Origin of the sequence: Streptomyces sp. NBC_01454 (assembly GCF_036227565.1) — a bacterium.
In the GTDB taxonomy this organism is placed as follows: domain Bacteria; phylum Actinomycetota; class Actinomycetes; order Streptomycetales; family Streptomycetaceae; genus Streptomyces.
In genome coordinates this window covers 5,665,911-5,684,998 of the sequence record NZ_CP109460.1, presented here as the reverse complement: position 1 = coordinate 5,684,998, position 19,088 = coordinate 5,665,911, and the positions used below count along the sequence as shown (strand labels likewise).

Sequence of the window (19,088 nt, the reverse complement as noted above, 5' to 3'; positions counted from 1 at the left end):
CCTCTTGACACGCTTACCGGCGGTTACAAGGATCCCGTTCATGACGACGGTGCCGGACCCTTCGCTGTCCCTGCCCCAGTTCCCCCGTGACTTCGTGTGGGGGGTGTCGACGTCCGCCGCGCAGATCGAGGGGGCGGTGACGGAGGACGGGCGGGGGCGGTCCGCGTGGGATGTCTTCGCGGCGGAGGCCGGGCGGATCAAGGACGGGTCCGATCCGCGGGTGGCCACCGATCACTACCACCGCTACCGCGAGGACGTGGCGCTGCTCCAGGGGCTCGGGGTCGGGGCGTACCGGTTCTCCGTGGCGTGGCCGCGGGTGGTGCCGGACGGCGGCGGGACGGTCAACGCGGCGGGGCTGGACTTCTACGACCGGCTGGTGGACGAGCTGCTGGCGGCGGGGGTCGCGCCGGTGCCGACGCTGTTCCACTGGGACACGCCGCAGGTGCTGGAGGAGGGCGGCGGCTGGCTCGTACGGGAGACGGCCGAGCGTTTCGCGGCGTATGCGGACGTGGTGGCGGGGCGGCTCGGGGACCGGGTGGAGCGGTGGATCACGCTCAACGAACCCGCCGAGGTGACCTTGCTGGGGTACGGGCTGGGACAGCATGCGCCGGGGCGCCAGCTGCTGTTCGAGGCGCTGCCGGCCGCGCACCATCAACTGCTGGGACACGGGCTGGCCGTGCAGGCGCTGCGGGCCCGCGGGGCGCGGAGCGTCGGGATCGCCCATTCGCACGGGCCGACCTGGGCGGCGAGCGCGTCGGAGGCGGACACCGCGGCGGCCGATCTCTACGACCTGCTGCTCAACCGGCTGTTCGCGGAGCCGGTGCTCCTGGGACGGTATCCGGACGAGGAGCTGGCGGCGCTGCTGCCGGGGCCGGTCGCGGAGGATCTGAAGGTCATCGCGGAGCCGGTGGACTGGTACGGGATCAACTACTACCAGCCGACGCTGGTCGGCGCCCCGGGGGCCGCGGGTGCGGCGGCTGACTTCGGCGGCATCCGGCTGCCGCCCGAACTGCCCTTCGCGCCCCGGGAGATCGAGGGGTATCCACGGACCGACTTCGGATGGCCGGTGGTGCCGGAGGCGCTGACCGAGCTGCTGGTGTCGTTCCGGGAGCGGTACGGGGACCGGCTGCCGCCCGTCGTGATCACCGAGAACGGGTGCGCGTACGAGGGGATCGCGGACCAGGAACGGATCACCTTCCTGGACGGCCATCTGCGGGCGCTGCATGCGGCGATGGCGGCCGGTGTCGAGGTCCGCGGGTACTTCGTGTGGTCGCTGCTGGACAACTTCGAGTGGGCGCAGGGGTACGCCCGGCGGTTCGGCCTGGTGCACGTGGACTACGCGACCCTGGAGCGGACGCCCAAGGCCTCGTACCACTGGCTGCAAGGCGTGCTGAGGGAGCAGGCCGGGGGATGAGCGGCCCGGCTCCCGAGGCGCTCGCGGAGCCGTCGCAGCAGGCCGGGCGGGCCTGGACCGTCGCCCTGTCGCTGGCCAACGGGGCGATCTGGGTCGGGTGGTACGGACCGCTGCAGATCCTGCTGGCGTCGCAGGCCGCGCAGCTCGCGCCGCCGGGGACACCGAAGGAATCCGTGCTGGCGTGGGTGACCGGGGCGGGGGCCGTCGTCTCGATGGTGGCCAACCCGCTGTTCGGGGCGCTGTCGGACCGTACGGCCTCGCGGTTCGGGCGGCGTACGCCCTGGATCGCCGCGGGGGTCACGGGCGGGGCCGGCGCGCTCGTCCTGCTGGCCGGGGCGGACACGGTGCCGGCGATGGCGCTGGGGTGGTGTCTGGTGCAGCTCACCCTCAACGCGGCGTTCGCGGCGGTCACGGCGGCGGTGCCGGACCGGGTGCCGCAGCGGCAGCGCGGGGCGGTGGGCGGCTGGGTGGGGGCCGCGCAGGTCCTCGGGGTGGTGGCCGGCACGGGGCTGGCGACGGTCGCGGGCGGGGTGGTCGCGGGCTATCTCGCCTGTGCCGGTTTCGCGGTGCTGGGCACCCTCCCGTACGTGCTGCTGCACCGGGACCCGGTACTGCCTGCCGAGCGGCGTCCGGCGGGCGGCGCACGGGCCCTGCTCGCCGGGTTCCTGATCAGCCCGCGCCGCCACCCCGATCTGGGATGGGCCTGGCTGACCCGGTTCCTGATCAACCTCGGCAACGCGCTGGCCCTGCTGTACCTGCTCTACTACCTGCGGGACGTACTGCACCGGCCGGACCCGGTCGGCGGGGTGCTGGTGCTGACCGCCGTCAACGCCGTGACGCTGCTCGGCACGGTCGTCGTCGGGGGCTTCTGGTCGGACCGGGTCGGGCGCCGGCAGCCGTTCGTGCGGTGGGCGGGGGTGCTGATGACGGTGGCGACCGGGCTGCTGGCCGGGTGGCAGACCTGGCCGGGGGCGCTGTGCGCAGCGGCGCTGCTCGGGGTCGGCTTCGGCGTCTTCACCTCCGTCGATTTCGCCCTGATGACCGAGGTGCTGCCGGCCGCCGCCGACCGCGGCAAGGACCTGGGCGTCATCAATGTCGCCAACGCGCTGCCACAGGTGGCCGCCCCGGTGCTGGCCGCGCCGCTCGTGCAGCACCTCGGCGGCTACCGGGTGCTGTACGGCGTCGCGGCGGCCGTCGGGCTGCTGGGGGCGCTGCTGGTGCGCAGGATCCGGGGCGTGGCATAGCTGTTGAGCAGGCCCATCGGCCCGGTCGGCCCTGCCCGCCCTGCCCCGCTCACCAGGCGCATTTGCCGCCCGCTTAAAGACATAGCGGCCATACGGCCCCAAGGGCAGGATGAAGCCATCCACTCCGGTCCCCGAGCATGTGGCCCCCACCGTCCTGTCCAGGCGTTTGCCCCCTCCGTGTCGAACCCACGCCGATGTCCGTGGGTCCTCGGACGTCCGTGGGCAGACCCGCCGTCCACCCCTCATGACCACGGCTGACCCGGAGTACCACCGTGCGGGCACCACCGGCATGACGTCCGACGAGAGGGAGCGACCGTGTCCCAGCAGGCCCTCCAGCATGGCGCAGCACCCTTCGCCATCCGCAGCGCCGCCTGGTATCTGCCCGAGCACACGCTGCCCATCACCGGGATAAGGACGCTCGACGAGACCGAGCGCGCCACCCGCGACGCGCTGGGCATCGACACGGTCCGGGCGGACGACCGGCTGAACTCCGTCACTCTCGCGGAACGCGCCGCGCGCCGGGCGCTCGAACAGGCGGGGCTTGACGCCCGGGACCTGGGCGCCCTGGTGATGGTGGAGTCACGGGTCCAGGAGACGTTCCTCAGCTCCGAGGTGACCAGGCTCCAGCACCGACTCGGCGCCGACCACGCCACCACCTTCTCGGTGGGCGGGCTCGGCTGTGTGTCGATCACCCCGGCCCTGCTGACGGCCCGCGGACTGCTGGCCGCGGACCCCGCCCTGGACCATGTCCTGGTCGTGCACGGCAGCAAGCCGGCCGCTGCCCTGCGCTACCGCCACCCCGTCACGGTGAACGGCGACAGCGGGCAGGCACTGCTGCTGGCCCGCAGCGGGCGGATACGGGTACTCGACATCGCCCAGCTGACCAACGGGCGTTACTGGGACCTCTTCCGCGTCGACTACCGGGACCGCCCCACCGCTCAGTGGCGCGAAGAGTGCACGGAGCCCAGCACCTACTCCTTCCGCCTGGCCATGGAGACGCGCAACCGCCTCTCCGCGATGCTGGGCGACCTGCTGCGGCGCAACGGAATCGGCCGGGGGAACGTAGCCGGCTTCGTCAGCCAGAATCTGTCCGCCGGGAGCTTCGCCTTCCTCGAGGACTCCCTGGACCTCGCACTGCTGCCGGCGTGCCGGGAGAACCTCCGGCAGTACGGACACCTCGGTCCCAATGACGTCTTCCTCAATCTGCGCACCGCAGTCGACCGCAAGGAGCTGGCCCCCGGCGACCTTGCGGTCCTGATCAACGTGAGCCCGGTGGCTGCCTGGAGTCTGCTGCTGGTCGAGACAGGTCCACAGGAGGACGCGGCATGAACGACATCACCTCACAGATCACCGGCTTTCTGAGCGCGGCTCTTCGCCGGCAGGTCGAGCCGGACGACGACTACTTCGCACAGGGCCTCGCCGACTCACTGTTCGCACTGGAACTGGTGACCTTCGTCGAGAGCCGCTTCGCCCTCACCGTCGAGGTCGAGGACCTGGATCTGGACAGCTTCAGGACCGCCCGGCGCATCACGGAGTTCGTCCGGAGCAAGACCGGAGCGACCGAGCGGGGAGCGGCGCATGTCAAGGGTTCCTGAAAGCGGCCCCGACGCCGCGACGACGGATCCGCCGCCCGTGGAGCCCGTGGAGCTGTCCCGGGTCGCCGCCGATCTGGCAGCCCACGCACACGACTGCGCCTCTCGTTGGGACCAGGACGGCGGACTGCCCGATTCCGTGCGCAAGAGGTTCGCCGCGTCGGGACTGCTCGCCGCGGACCTGCCCGAGCGGTACGGGGGCGCCGGCCTCCATCCGCTCGCCCTCGGGGAGATCACCGCACGGATCGGTGGTGAGTGCAGCGCCCTGCGCGGGCTGCTGACCGTCCAAGGCATGGTCGCGGCGGCGCTGCTGCGCTGGGGCACCGAGGCACAGCGGGCCGACTGGCTGCCCCGGCTTGCCGGCGGCGAGCTGACGGCCGGCTTCGCGGCGAGCGAGCAGGGCGCCGGCAGCGCGCTGGGGTCGGTGGAAACCCGTATCGAGGCGTCGGGCCGGCCGGGCCACCAGGAACTGGTCGTGAGCGGCCGCAAGAGGTGGGTCACCTTCGGTGCGGTCGCCGACGTGTTCCTGGTCCTCGGCACGTACGGGGGAAAGCCGGCCGCCGTGCTCGTGGACGCGGACCGCGCCGGTGTCGAGCGGGAGCCGGTGAACGGCCAGCTCGGCATGCGGGCCGCCCGGATCGCGCACGTGTCCTTCGACGGCGTGCGGGTGCCCCGGCATCAGCTCGTCGCCCCTCCCGGCCTGGGGCTCTCCCATGTCGCCGGCACCGCGCTCGACCACGGCCGGTTCACGGTCGCCTGGGGATGCGTGGGCATGGCGGAGGCGTGCGTCGAGGACGCCGCCACCCACGCCGCGGTCCGTCGGCAGGGCGACGTCCCCCTGGGTGACCACCAGTTGGTCCGGTCGCTGCTGGCCAGGGCGGCGGTGGACGCCGCCGGGGCCCGGGAACTCGCCCGCAGGGCCGCGGAGGCACGGGCCTGCGGCCCAGGTCACGGGGTGTCGGAGACGCTCATGGCCAAGTACGCGGCGGCTTCCGCGGCGGCGACGGCCGGCCGCGACGCCGTACAGGTGCTCGGCTCGGCCGGCTGCGCGCCCGACAGCAGGGCGGGCCGTCACTTCCGGGACGCCAAGGTCATGGAGATTATCGAAGGAGCACAGCAAGTGTCCGAACTTCACATAGCCGAGCGGTTGTTACGGCGCTTCGGTGGTGCGGCGCACGGCACGGACCGCACCGCCGGGCCCCGTCTCCCCGGGGAGTCGCCGTGACCGCGGCGGAGGGCGCCCCCACCGTCAAGTGTCTGGTGTGGGACTTGGACGACACCTTATGGGACGGGGTGGTGCTGGAAGGCGACGATCCCGCCCCCTTCCCCGCAGCGCTGGAGACCCTGGCCGAGCTGGACCGTCGCGGCATCCTGCATGCCGCCGCCAGTCGCGGCGAATACCACGTCACCCACCGCCACCTGACGGAACGCCGACTGGCCGACTGGTACTGCGCGATACAGGTGGGCTGGGGCACCAAGTCCGCCGCGGTGCGCCGCATCGCGAAGGCCCTCAACATCGGTCTGGACACCATCGCGTTCGTCGACAACGACCCGGTGGAGCGGGCGGAAGTCGCGAGCGAACTCCCCATGGTCCGCTGCTACCCGGCGGCGGAGGTGGGACGACTGCCGGAACTCCAGGACTTCCGGCCCGAGCACCTCACCGCGGAGGCCACCGGGCGACGCCGGCTCTACCAGGCCGAGTGGCAACGCCAGGAGGCCGAAGAGGAGTTCGCCGAAGGACGCCAGGCGTTCCTCGACTCGCTCGACCTGATCATGGAGCTGCACCCGGCCACCGAGGAAGACCTGTCCCGGGCCAGCGAGCTGACCGTCCGCACGCACCAGCTCAACAGCACAGGACTGACCTACGACATCGACGAACTGCGCCGGTTGAGCTCCTCACCGGACCATCAGGTGCTGCTGGCCACGCTCCGCGACCGCTTCGGGGACTACGGGATCATCGGCCTGGCCGTCACCGAACTCGCCGGGCGGGACTCGGTCCTGCGGCTGCTGCTGATGTCCTGCCGGGTCGCCTCGCGTGGTGCGGGGAGCGTGCTGCTGCACCATCTGATCCAGCAGGCCCTGACGGCCGGCCGGCGCCCCGTCGCGCACTTCATCCCGACCGAGGCCAACCGGAACATGCTGGTCACGATGCGCTTCGCCGGCTACGAGGCGACGGTCACCGACAAGGACCGTCTGGTGCTCACCGTGGACCCGGAGCGCCCGCTGCCCAAGGCCCCCGGCCACACGCGCGTGATCGCCGGTGCGGCGTGAACGGCACAGGAAGCGAGGCTGCGATGACCCGACGTCCCGGTGGTACCGGTGAGTTCGCCCCCGCGGACACCCCGGGGGAGGAACGGCCGGTGTGGGCCGCCTTCCGACGGCAGGTGGTCAGGGTTCCCGAGGCGACCGCGCTCCTCATCGGCGGGGTCTCGCTGACGTACCGCGAGCTCGACCATGCCTCGGCCGGTCTTGCACAGCTGCTGTGGCAGCACGGGCTGCGGCCGGGGCGGGTCGTCTGCGTCCGGACCCAGCAGAGCGCCCTGTCCGTGGTCGCCATGCTCGCCGCACTGCGCACCGGTGCCACCTGGGCGGTCCTGGAACCGGAGTTGCCCGTCGGGAGGTTCGAGGCGCTGTGCCGGGACGTCGACTGCGCGGTGGTGCTGAGCGAGGACAGCGACGCCGTGCCGGCCTCCGTGCTCGCGGCGATGCCCGCCCCGCCGACGGTCGTGGACGCGGCGGACCTCCAGCTGACGCGGCTCGTCGAGGCGGGCCAGGAGCTGCCCACCGACCCGTACCCACCGGTCCCTGAGCAGAGCCCCGCCTACGTCGCCTACACCTCGGGATCCACCGGTGTGCCCAAAGGCGTGCTGGTCAGCCGGGGCCAGCTCGCCACGTCCATCAGCTGCCGGGGGCCGGTGTACGGCACCGAGCACTCCGTCTTCCTGATTGCGTTGCGGCTGTCCTTCGACGGGATTCTCGGCGGAATGTTCTGGTCGCTCACCGACGGTCACACGCTGGTGCTACCCGACGCGCGACAGCTCGTGCACGTGGCGGAGTTCACCCGGCTGGCCAGGGAACACCGTGTGACGCACCTGTTCAACATTCCCTCCTACTACCGGGCGGTGCTCCAGGATCCCGGCGGGTTGCCCGACACGCTGCGGATGGTGGTCGTCGGGGGTGAGGAGTGCACCCCCCAGCTGGTGGGCGCACACCACGAGCGACTGCCCCGGACCCGGATCATCAACGAGTACGGGCCCACCGAGACGACCATCGCCTGCACGGTGGAGACCGATCCGGACCCGTCCCGGGACCGTGTCCCCATCGGGCGGCCCTGGCCGGGAGCGCAGACCCGGGTACTGGACGAGCGACTGCGTGAAGTCCCGGCCGGGGAGCGGGGCGAGCTCTACGTCGGCGGCTCCCTCGTGGCACTCGGCTACGCCAACCAGCCGGCCCGTACGGCCGAGCGATTCGTCGCGGACCCGTTCGGGCGGCCGGGCGGGCGCCTCTACCGCACCGGGGACATCGCCAGCGTCGACGAGCGGGGCGCGCTGCACTACCACGGCAGAACGGACGACCAGGCCAAGATCCGCGGTACGCGGATCGAACTCGGCGAGATCGAGAGCGCGCTGGAACGCCATGCGGGCGTGGAGCAGGCCGTGGTGCTCTGCGAGCGTGCCGGGCAGGACGAGCCGCGGGTGATCGCATTCGTCCTGCCGACACCCGGCAGCAGGCCGCCGGACGCCTCGGAGCTGCGCAGACACTGCCGGGGCCGGCTGGTGGAGCAGGCCACACCGACTCTGTTCGTACCGGTCGACCACATACCGCTCGACCGCAGCACCAAGGCGGACCGGGCCACGCTCCGCACGCTGATCCCGACAGACCGGCAGTCCTCCGAAGACACCGCGGACGGGGACTGGAGCAGGCACCGGCTCGCCGTCGGCCGGATCTGGGCGGAGGTCCTCGGGCACTCCGACTCCGCCGCGGACGACAACTTCTTCGCCGTCGGCGGGAGTTCGATCAAGGTCGTCGACCTGCACGACAGGCTGGACCGGCGCTGGCCCGAGGCGCTGCGGGTGGGCGAGCTGTTCGACTACGTCACCATCGCCGCCCAGGCGCAGCGGATCGCCGACCGCCTGGGCGAGCGCGCACCGGACGAGGAACACGCCCCACCGGCCGCATACGAGCTCTGACACGCATGAACGGAGAGGCGACATGAGCGGTACGGGCGTGACACACGGCAGACCGGCCGTCGCGGTGATCGGCATCGCCACGAGATTCCCGCAGGCGGATTCCCTTGCCGCCTTCCGGGCGAACCTGCGGGCGGGGCGGGACTCGGTACGTCCGATCCCTCCGGAACGGATCCGCAGTACAGGGCTCGATCCCCGCCAGGACTACCCGGAGCAGGGCTACCTGGAGCGGATCGACCTCTTCGACCACCAGCGCTTCGGGCTGTCCCGGCGCGAAGCGGAGGTGACCGACCCGCAGCACCGGCTGGCACTCCAGCTCACCCAGGAGGCGCTGGAGAACGCCGGATACGCCCCGTCCCGGCTCCGGGACAGCCAGACAGCGGTGATCTTCAGCTCCCCGGGCAACGGCTACGCGCCGCTGGTGCGTGAGCAGGGCACCCTCAGCATGAACGGAAACATCCCCTGCGCCCTGCCGGCCAGGATCTCCCACCACTTCGGGTTCACCGGCCCCTGCTACGGCGTGGACACCGGCTGCAACGGCTCACTCGTCGCCGTCCACCAGGCATGCCGTGAACTCGGCGACGGCGACGCGGACCACGCCGTCGTGGGCGGCGTGAGCCTGCGCCACATCGTGCCGCCGACGGCCACGATGGCCGACTTCCCCGGCATCGCCTCGCCCACCGCCCGGTCCCGCGCGTTCGACCGTGCCGCGGACGGTGCGGGCTGGGGTGAGGGCGGCGCGGTGGTGGTCCTCACCACGCTGGAACGGGCGTGGGCGGAGGGTGCGTTCATCCATGCCGTGATCCGCGGCAGCGCCGTGGTGCACAACGGCCGGCATTCCGCGACCATCAGTACACCGAGTGCCCGCTCGCAGGCCCAGGTCATCACCAAGGCGTGGCGCAATGCCTCGCTGGACCCGGCGACCGCCGGATACATCGAGACACACGGTTCGGGCACCCGGCTCGGCGACGCGGTCGAGGCCGAGGGCCTGGCCCTCGCCCGTCCCGACGGCGAGGGGACGGTGAAGGTGGGCTCGGTCAAGACCAACATCGGGCACCTGGACCACGCCGCGGGAATCGCCGGGCTGGTCAAGGCGGTACTCAGCGTGCGCCACGGCGAGCTGTATCCCTCGCTGCACTTCGAGGAGCCCGCCGACGAGGTCGATCTCGAAGGCGCCCGCCTCGAGGTCGTCACCTCGCTCGAGCAGTGGGACGACGAGACGCGCCGGGCGGGCGTGAGCTCGTTCAGCCTCGGCGGCCTCAACGCGCACTGCGTGGTGGAGCAGCCCCCGGTGACCGCCCCGGTACGCCCCGCCGGCAGCCCCCCGCAGCTGATCGCGGTGTCCGCCCGCAGCCGGGCGGACCTGCTCTCCCAGTGCGAGCGGCTGTCGCTCGCCCTGCGCGACGGCGCCCAGCCGCTGGCCGCCGTCGCACGGACACTGAACGAGGGCAGGGACCACGACCCCCACCGTGTGTCCGTGGTCGCCCGGGAGACCTCTGAGCTCGCGGCACGCCTGGCCGCCGAGGTCACCTGGCGTCGGCTCGAGTCGCCCGAGACGCCCAGGACGCCCGGGACGCCCGGGACGCCCGAGTCGCCCGGGACAGCTGCCACTGGCGCCATGGCCGCACCTCGGGTGGTCTTCCTGCTCTCCGCAGATGCCCCGCACGACGAGCTGGGCGATCGGCTTCCGGACCGGTTGCCGGACGAGTTGCCCCTGCCGTCCGACCGGGCCGCGATGGCGGGCGGACAGCTCGCGGCGTACCAGCGGCTGGTCCGGGCCGGCGTCTCGCCGGACGGGCTGATGAGTTCGGGGATCTCCCGCTACACCGCCCGGTACCTGCGGGGCGACCTCAGCACCGAGGACACCGCCACGCTGCGGGCGGCACGCAGCGGGCAGGACCCCGCGGTGGCGGGCGACCCGCTGCGGCTGGACCAGCTCCACGCGGCGGCCGACGAGCAACTCTGCGACGGCCCCGTGGTGTTCGTGGAGCTGGCGTCCCGTGGCGAGCTCAGCGACCGGTTGACGGCCCGTCTCCACGACCGCGCGGACGCCCGCGTGCTCTGCCTGCGGCCCGGTGCCGCCGACGCCGACGCCGCCGTCCTGGAGCTGCTGGGCAGGTTGTACGAGGAAGGCGTCCCGCTGGACTGGTCGGCGCTGCGGGCCGACCCGTCGGCAGGCCGGGTTCCGCTGCCGGGACATCCGTTCACCGGCGTTCCCTGCTGGGCCGGGCCACTGGGTGAGGTGCTGTCCTTCGACGAAGCATTCCGTCAGCCCACTGCTCCGGCTCCTGCTCCCGCTCCGAATCCTGCTCCCGCTCCCGCCCTGGCACAGGCCCCGGCCCCGGCACCGGCACCGGCCACCGGGGAGCCGGTCCGCGCGCCCGGCGAGCAACGGACCGAAGAATCCGGCACCGTACTGGACTGGCTGCGGGACGCCCTCGTCGAGCTCCTGCACGCGGATGAGGTCCCGGCCGACGCGGACTACTTCTCCATCGGCGGCAACTCCGTCATCGCTCTCCAGCTCCTGGAGCGGGTACGGAAGCAGCATGGGGTCCGGCTCAAGATGGCGGACATCTACGACCACCCCGTCATCAGCTCGCTCGCCAAGGCCATTGACGACCGGGCGACGCCCGCGCCCGCGCCGGAATCGCCGAGCGCCGCCGGCGCGCCGACGGCCCCGGTCGTCCCCGAGGTGCCCGACGCCGAGTTGCCGCCGATCGTCCCGGGCGGGGAGCCGGTGCTGTCGTACGGGCAGGAGCGCATGTGGTTCCACCACCAGCTCGACCCGACGACCACGCTCTACAACCTCCCCGGCGCCTCCCGGTACCGCGGCCCCCTGGACGTCGAGAAGTTCAGGCTCGCCTGGGAGGACCTGGCGTGGCACCACGAAGTGCTGCGATCCAATCTCGTCGAGGCCGACGGCAGGTCCGGGCTGGAGATCCGGCCCGAACTGGGCGACTTCTTCACGTACCTGGATGTCTCGGGCGAGGATGCCCCCCAGACCGCCGCGGGTGCGGTCATCACGTCCGCCATGCGCTGGGTCTTCGACATCGCCAACGAACCGCTCGTACGGGTGACCGTCGTGCGGATCGGCGAGGACGACCACCTCGTCTGCTGGTGCATGCACCATGCGGTGAACGACGGCTGGGCTCCGCAGATCCACCTGCAGGAGCTGCTGGAGTTCTACACGGCCCGCCTGGAGAACCGTGCCCCCGACGTCGAGCCGCTGCCGGTGCAGTACGCGGACTACGCCCGTTGGCAGCGCGAGCTGGTGGCCGACTGCCGCCTTGACGATGAACTGAGCTACTGGCGCGAACGGCTGAGCGACCCGCCCGCGCTGGAGCTGCCCACCGACCGGCCGCGCCCCGGCCGGATGGACTTCGCGGGTGCGACCCACGGGTTCACCATCCCGGGCGCACTGGTGAAGCGGCTGCGCGAGGTGGGCAGCCGGGAGACGGCCACGCTGTTCATGGTGCTGCTCACCACCCTCACACTGCTGCTCGCACGCTGGTCGGGCCAGCGGGACATCGTCGTCGGCACCTCGACCGTCGGTCGCAGTCGGCCCGAACTGTGGGGTCTGCTCGGCTTCTTCAACAACACCATCGCACTGCGCTCGGACCTGTCGGGTGACCCGAGCTTCCGCGAACTGCTGCGCCAGGTGCGCGGGGTGGTGCTCGGCGCCCTCGACCACCAGGAGATCCCGTTCGACAAGGTCGTGCGCGAGGTCGCGGTCGACCGTGATCCGAGCCGGCACCCGCTCTTCGACGTGATGTACGTGCACCAGACGCTGCCACCGGCCGGCGCCTTCGGCGAGATCGTCACCGGACCGGCGCACGACCCGGAGATCATCCCGCATTTCCCCGGGCTGCCCCCCGGCACCGCCAAGTTCGACCTCTCGATGGTCGTCGGCGAGCTGGCGGACGAGGACGAGATCGTGGTCATGATGGAGTACGCGACGCAGCTCTTCGACGCCGACACCATCTCCGCCATGTCCGAGGCGTTCATGGAGCTGCTGCACGCCGTCGCGGACAACGAGGACACGCGCTACAGCGACCTCCCCGGCGGTCCTCCCCCGGTGCCCGGACCGGTCGCGGACCGACCGGACCCGCTGCCTGCCCCGGTGGTCCCGGTCGCCACCCCCGTCGTCAGCTGCCTCGAGCTGCGCGGCGAGGTGCGGCTCCCCGCGCTGCGCACGGCGCTGGAGGAACTGGCGGAGCGGCACGAGGTGTTGCGTGCCGGGACCGTCGAAGCCGTGGGGCACGGCTCGCCGCTCGGCGACGGCTTCTTCACCACCGCGGACGTCTCCGGCGAGAGCGAGCCCCTGGACACGGCCAGGGAGATCGCGCAGGCCGAGGCCGCACTCGTACTCGATCCGGCATCGGGTCGCCGGCTCCACGCGCTCCTCGCGACGACGGGTCCGGCCCAGCACGTCCTGCTGGTGACCACCCACCAGCAGGCCTACGACGGTGGTCAGCCGGAGGTGTTCTTCGGGGACCTGCTCGCTCTGTACGGCACCCGCCTGGACGGACGCCGGGCCGAGCTGCCCGAGCTGGCCGAGCTGGCCGAGCTGGCCGAGCTGCCCACGCTGCCCGGCGAGCACACCGAGCCCTGGACAGGTCCCCGGAGGGCGGACTCACTCGCCTACTGGAGACGGACACTGACGGGAGTGGCCGATGGCGCGCCGCCGCCGGACCGGGCCCGGCCTGCCCACGGCACCCGCGCCACCGCCACCCTCGGGTCCCGGATTCCCGACGACCTCGCCCAGGCGGTGGGCCGTTCCGGGGCCAGGGAGAGCGTGCTGGCGGCCGTCGCCGCCTTACTCGCCCGGCACACGGAGGCGGACGAGGCGCTCATCGGGCTGACCGGCACGGCGCTTCCCCTCTCGGCGGCCCGCACGCGGGTGGGGCCCTTCGCGCCGAGCCTGCCGCTGCGTCTGGACCTGGCCGGCGACCCGTCCTTCGAGAGGCTCACCGACCGGGTGCGGCGCGCCCTCACCGGCGCGGCAGAGCACCGGGAGGTGCCGCTCGCCGACCTCGTGCGCGCGGCCGGAGTGCCCGACGAGCCCGGCAGGGCACCGCTGTTCGACGTGGCGTACTCCTACCAAGCGCTGCCGGCGACACTCGGCTCGGTGGCCGGGGTGGAGGCGTCCCCGGTGCGGTGGCCCGGCACGGACGCGGGACGGCTCACGCTGCCGCCCGACCGCAGCGAGCTGGACCTCTCCTGGTCCGTCGTCGAAGGGCCGGGGCGAAACGAGCTGTCCGTCTCGTTGGACTACCGCACCGAACTCTTCGACCGGTCGAGCGCCCGGGCTCTCGTCGAAGGACTGCTCGCGATGCTGCGTGCGACCACCCGCGCCCCCGGCGCACCGCTGTCCAGCCTGTGGCCCCTCCGCACGACGACCAGCGCAAGCACACCTGCGAAGCCGGCCACGGCACGGCCCGCGCACACCGACTGACGCGGCCCGGCCGACGAAGGAGACCTGCAACAGTGGGCGATCAGACAGACGTTCAACAGACCGCGCAGGCCGCGCAGGCCGCGCAGACCGTGCCGGCCGGGTCGGTGGTGGGCATCGTCGGCGCGGGCACGATGGGGATCGGTGTGGCGCAGTGCTTCGCCGAAGCCGGCCACCCCGTGGTCGTCGTCGACAACGACCCCGCGGCGCTGGCCTCGGGGCCGGCCCGGCTCCGCGCCGGGATCAGGACGGCCACGCTGCTGCGCCGGGGGTCCCGGCAGGCGCAGGCGGGCGCGCCCGCGTCCCGCGCCGAGTCCCTCGTGACCTGGTCCGCCGAGCTCGCCGACATGGCGGCCGCTCTCCTGGTGGTGGAGTGCGCCCGGGAGGACGAGGACATCAAGCAGGGAATCCTCCACGAGCTGGACCGGATCTGCGGGGCCGAGGCGATCTTCGCGTCCAACACCTCGTGCATCCCGGTCAGTCGCCTCGGGTCCTTCACCGGCCGCCCCGACCTCGTCATCGGCACCCACTTCATGAACCCGGCGCCGCTCAAGGACGCGGTGGAGGTCATCCGCGCGCCGGAGACCAGCGATCTCACCCTGGAGCGCACGGAGGCATTCCTCGCCCGCATCGGTAAGCACGCCCTCGTGGTGCGCGACGCCCCCGGCTTCGTCACGAACCGGGTGCTGATGCTGACGCTCAACGAAGCGGCCGCCGTGCTGGGCGAGGGAACCGCCGACGCCGAGACCGTGGACCGCATTTTCCAGGACTGTTTCGGTCACCCCATGGGGCCGTTGCGCACGGCCGACCTCATCGGTCTCGACACCATCGCCGACTCGCTGGAGGTGCTGCGCCGGCATACCGGCGAGGACCGCTTCCGGCCCTGCCCCCTGCTGGCCCGTCTCGTCGCCGAAGGCAACGTGGGACGCAAGTCGGGCAGCGGCTTCTACCCGTACTCGCCACAGCACCTCATCGCGCGGGGAGGAACCGACCGTGGCTGACCGCCAGGGCGCGCCCACTGACATGTCCGCCGCCGGACAGGACGCCTGGCGTGCGTTACGACACTCCGGTTCGGGGCCCGCCGCTCCCGGCAGCCACACCGCCCAGCTCGTGGAGATCCACGGCGACCTGGACCTCACCGTGCTGGGCAAGGCGGTCGCCCAGGTCGTGGCCGAGGCCGCCGCACTGCGGGTGCGCTTCGCCGGCGAGGGTCCGGACGGACTGCCCGCCCTGGAGATCTCGGACGACCTGCCGCTGCCCGTGGTGGACCTGAGCACGGAGGCGGACCCGCGGGGCGCGGCCGAGGCATGGACACGCGCGGCGCTCAAGCGGGTGGCGGAGCGCGCACGGGACGGCGAGGAGACCGAGGAGACCGGGCAGCCCTGCTCCACCCAGGCGTTGCTGCGGCTCGGCCCGGACCGCCACCACTGGTTCCACGGGCACCACCGGGCCGTTGTCGACCGCTTCGGCTGTGCGCTGATCACCCGTCGGGTCTCCGAGGTGTACACGGCGCTCACAGAAGGCCGCCCGGCCGCTGACGGCGCGCTGGCCACCCGGACCCAACGGGCCCCGGCAGCGGCCGGGTACGCCGGATCTCCCCCACAGGAAGCCGACTGCGCACAGTGGCAGCGGCGGCTCGCCGACCTCCCCGAGCCGGTGACCTTCGCGTCCGCTCCGGCCCGGGACGCCGACGGGCTGCGGGCACCGGTGAGCTCCCGCCCGGTGACGCTCGGCACCACCGACACCGCACGCGTACGTGCCACCGCCCGCTACGGCGGTGTGCCGGCACGGGCGGTGCTGTCCGCCGCCGTGGCGGCCTACGCCCACCGGCTGAGCGGCGCCACGGACCTGGTGATCGGCATGCCGGTGGACGGCCGGCCGAGCCGGGTGAGCCGACGTGTCCCGGACGCGAGCGAGTACCTCGTGCCGCTCCGGCTGACGGTACGGTCCGGCGCCACCTTCGCCGCACTCGTCCAGGACGTCGCCCGGGAGTCGCGAGAGGCGGTCAGGCACCGGCGGCCGGGCCACCGGGAGGTGTGCCGCGGGGCCGGGGCGCCGGGGGAGCGGCCCCGGCTGTTCGGCCCGATCGCCGACATCCGCACCCCCGGGACCCTCGTGCGGTTCGGTGCGCTGGCCACGGTGGTCCACGATCTGGCGCCCGACCCGGTCCACGACCTCCGCGTCGTACTCGACGACGACCCCGCGGACCAGCGGCTGCGGGTCGTCTTCAGCGGCGCGGCGGATCGCTATTCCCCCGCCGAACTCGACGCGCACGCACAGCGTTTCGGGCGTCTGCTGCCCCTGGCCGTGGCCGCCCCGGGGCGCCCGCTGGGCACCTTCGACCTGCTGGCGGCGGACGAGCGGGCGGCCGTTCGCTCCTGGACGAGCGGCACGGCCACCCGAGCCACCGGCCGCACGCTCACCGACCTTCTGGAGAGCGCCGCCCGGGGCCACCCCGACGCGGTCGCCGTCATCGGCGCCGACGACAAGCTCACCTACGCGGAACTCCACGAGCGCGCCAACCGGCTGGCCCGGCTCCTGCTCGACCGGGGTGCCGGACCGGAGTCGGTCGTCGGGCTGCTGCTCCCCCGGTCCGCCGGGACACTCGTGGCGATGCTCGCGGTGCTCAAGACCGGCGCCGCGTACCTGCCGCTCGACCCCGGCTACCCGGCCGAGCGGCTCCGCTTCATGATCGAGGATGCGGAACCCTGCTGTGTGCTGACCGACACCGGCACGGACATGGCGGACGGCGCGAGCCGGTCGACCATGACCATCCGGCTCGACGACCCCGCGATCGCCGAGGAGTTGGAGCGCCGCTCCCCCACGGCCCCGTCCGACGCCGACCGCCCCGAGCCGCTGCACCCCTCGCATCCGGCGTACGTCATCTACACCTCAGGCTCCAGTGGTACGCCCAAGGGGGTCGTGGTGCCGCATCGTGGTGTGGTCGCGCTGGTGGACTGGGTGACCGCCGAGTTCGGCGCCGAGTCGTTGGCACACACACTGGCGGCGTCCTCCTTCAGCTTCGACGTGTCGGTGGCCGAGATCTTCCCCGCGCTGGCAGGCGGCGGCAGCGTCGAGGTGGTCAGCAGTCTGCTGTCGCTCCTCGACAGCGATCCGCCACGCTGGTCGGGCGGTCTGCTGTGCGCCGTCCCCTCCGTGTTCTCCCAGTTGATGGAGACCGGCAGTCTCGAGGTGTCGGCCACCACGCTCTCGATGGCCGGTGACACACTCCCCGCCTCCCTCGCCGCGCGGATCCGGGAGAGCATGCCCGGCACCCGGCTGCTGAACCTGTACGGGCCCACCGAAGCCACCGTCTATGCCACCGCGGCCACCGTCCACGACCCTGCCTCGACGGGCGAGGGCCCTGCGACGGAGGGCGCGCCCCCCATCGGACGGCCGCCGGCCCACGTGCGCGCCTATGTACTCGACAGCTCACTCCAGCAGGTGGAGGCCGGCCGCGAGGGCGAGGTGTACTTGGCGGGCGAGTGCCTTGCCCGGGGATATCTGCGCCGGGCCGGGCTGAGCGCGGAGCGCTTCGTCGCCGACCCCTTCGGCCCGCCCGGCGAGCGGATGTACCGGACCGGCGATCTGGCACGGTGGCGCCCCGACGGCCAGCTCGACTTCCTCGGCCGTGCGGACGCCCAGGTCAAGGTCAACGGCTTCCGCATCGAACTCGGCGAGGTGGAGGCGGTGCTCGCCCGGCACCCCGCCGTCACCGAGGTCATGGCCTGCGTACGGAAGGGGACGAGTGGCGACGCCCGACTCGTGGCATTCCTGGTGCCCGCGGAGGGAGCCCGCCTCCCCGGCCACCACGCGCTGCGGGACTGGGCGGCCGAGCGCCTGCCGGCACATCTGGTCCCGGCCGAGCTGACGACCGCCACCGCGCTGCCGCGTACGGGCAGCGGCAAGCTCGACCGCGAGAAGCCGCCGACGGGCGTCCGGCCGCCGACGGCCGGCCCGCCGGTCGCACAGGAGCCGCCGAAGCCGATCCCCGGGACGGCCGCCGGCACGGAGCCGGCCGCCGACGGGGCACGGGAGGAGCAGCTGGCTCGGGTGTTCCGCGAGGTGCTCCAGCTTCCCGACGTCGCCACGGACGTCAGCTTCTTCGACCTCGGCGGCGACAGCATCATGTCGATCCAGCTGGTGAGCCGACTGCGTCGGGTGGGTCTCGTCCTCACCCCGCAGGACGTCTTCGAGCACAAGACGGTCAGCGCGCTGGCCCGGGCCGTGCGCCGGACGAACCGTACGAAGAGCCCGGAGGCCGTCGCCGGTGTCGGGGAGGTCCCGCTGAGGGCCGCACCGCCCGAGGCGCGCGACGACACCGCGAGCACCAGGTGGCAGGACATCCAGGAGACGTCCGAACAAACCGAGAACGGGGTCCTGTTGCCGTTGCGGGAGTCGGGCGACAAGGCGCCGCTGTTCTGCGTGCACCCGGCGGTGGGCTTCTCCTGGTGCTACGCGGGACTCACCTCGCCGCTCGGCGCCGACCGGCCGGTGTACGGCCTGCAGGCCCGGGGCCTGGACGGCCCCGAAGTGCTGCCGGCGTCCCTGCGGGAGATGGCGGCGGACTACCTGGACCAGATCAGGTCCGTCCGGCCCACGGGCCCCTACCACCTCCTCGGCTGGTCCTTCGGCGGGGTGGTCGCCCACGAGATGGCGGTGCAGCTGGAGGAGAACGGCGAGTCGGTGGAGACGCTGGCGATCCTGGATGCCTACCCCACGGGCGCGGACGCCGTGGCCGCGGCCGCGGCCTCGGCCGAGGCCGCGCCGGTTTCGGTCGCCGGCCGGGATGTCCTCGCGATGCTCCTGGAATTCTTCGGCTACGACCCCTCCCTGTGGGCGGGCGAGTCGCTGACGTATCCGCGCTTGGTGGAGATCACCCGTGCGCAGGAGGGACTGCTGGCCTCGTTCGACGAGCAGCGGATCGCCGCGCTGGCCGGGACCTTCACCAACATCGCGCGGGTCGCCAACCTGCACCGGCCTCGCCCGTTCGGCGGGAACGCCGTGATGTTCACCGCGCGGGACCACCCGCCCGAGACCGCGCTCGGCCTGTGGCGCCCGCTGATCAAGGGGTCGCTGGAGGTCCTGCCGGTCGACTGCACGCACATGGAGATGGGACACCCCGCCGCGCTCGGCCACGTCGGCCGCGTCCTCGTCGAACAGTGGGCCGTCCAGGACCACGGAAGGGGTCGGTGAACA

The 19,088-nt window shown here is 72.8% G+C and carries 10 protein-coding genes; all 10 read left to right on the top strand.

All coding sequences use genetic code 11. The features are described from left to right. Window positions 1-40 precede the first annotated feature (40 nt). The 10 genes from OIU81_RS25155 to OIU81_RS25110 all read left to right on the top strand — a co-directional run bounded on the left by OIU81_RS25155 (window position 41) and on the right by OIU81_RS25110 (window position 19,085). Window positions 41-1,414 (top strand): GH1 family beta-glucosidase, encoded by a 1,374-nt coding sequence (locus tag OIU81_RS25155; RefSeq protein ID WP_329151413.1) that lies wholly within the window; start codon window positions 41-43, stop codon window positions 1,412-1,414. Next, window positions 1,411-2,658 (top strand): MFS transporter, encoded by a 1,248-nt coding sequence (locus OIU81_RS25150; RefSeq protein WP_329151412.1) that lies wholly within the window; start codon window positions 1,411-1,413, stop codon window positions 2,656-2,658. The genes OIU81_RS25155 and OIU81_RS25150 overlap by 4 nt, the downstream gene beginning before the upstream one ends. Window positions 2,659-3,015: 357 nt before the next feature. Continuing rightward, complete coding sequence (locus tag OIU81_RS25145; RefSeq protein ID WP_443074162.1) at window positions 3,016-3,987, top strand: 3-oxoacyl-ACP synthase; 972 nt, start codon at window positions 3,016-3,018, stop codon at window positions 3,985-3,987. Then, entirely contained in the window at window positions 3,984-4,253 is a 270-nt protein-coding gene (locus OIU81_RS25140; RefSeq protein WP_329151410.1) for an acyl carrier protein, read from the top strand. Before OIU81_RS25145 ends, OIU81_RS25140 begins: the two co-directional genes overlap by 4 nt. After that, window positions 4,237-5,475, top strand: coding sequence for an acyl-CoA dehydrogenase family protein (locus tag OIU81_RS25135; protein ID WP_329151409.1), 1,239 nt, complete (start codon window positions 4,237-4,239; stop codon window positions 5,473-5,475). Before OIU81_RS25140 ends, OIU81_RS25135 begins: the two co-directional genes overlap by 17 nt. Further along, entirely contained in the window at window positions 5,472-6,521 is a 1,050-nt protein-coding gene (locus OIU81_RS25130) for an HAD-IIIC family phosphatase (RefSeq protein ID WP_329151408.1), read from the top strand. The genes OIU81_RS25135 and OIU81_RS25130 overlap by 4 nt, the downstream gene beginning before the upstream one ends. Window positions 6,522-6,544: 23 nt before the next feature. Further along, window positions 6,545-8,440 (top strand): non-ribosomal peptide synthetase, encoded by a 1,896-nt coding sequence (locus tag OIU81_RS25125; protein WP_329151407.1) that lies wholly within the window; start codon window positions 6,545-6,547, stop codon window positions 8,438-8,440. Between the two features lie 22 nt (window positions 8,441-8,462). Continuing rightward, complete coding sequence (locus tag OIU81_RS25120; protein WP_329151406.1) at window positions 8,463-13,892, top strand: condensation domain-containing protein; 5,430 nt, start codon at window positions 8,463-8,465, stop codon at window positions 13,890-13,892. A gap of 32 nt (window positions 13,893-13,924) precedes the next feature. Beyond that, the gene (locus OIU81_RS25115) at window positions 13,925-14,890 is read left to right on the top strand and encodes a 3-hydroxyacyl-CoA dehydrogenase family protein (protein WP_329151405.1); all 966 of its coding nucleotides are present in this window, start codon (window positions 13,925-13,927) and stop codon (window positions 14,888-14,890) included. Further along, complete coding sequence (locus OIU81_RS25110; protein WP_329151404.1) at window positions 14,883-19,085, top strand: amino acid adenylation domain-containing protein; 4,203 nt, start codon at window positions 14,883-14,885, stop codon at window positions 19,083-19,085. The genes OIU81_RS25115 and OIU81_RS25110 overlap by 8 nt, the downstream gene beginning before the upstream one ends. Window positions 19,086-19,088: the final 3 nt, after the last annotated feature.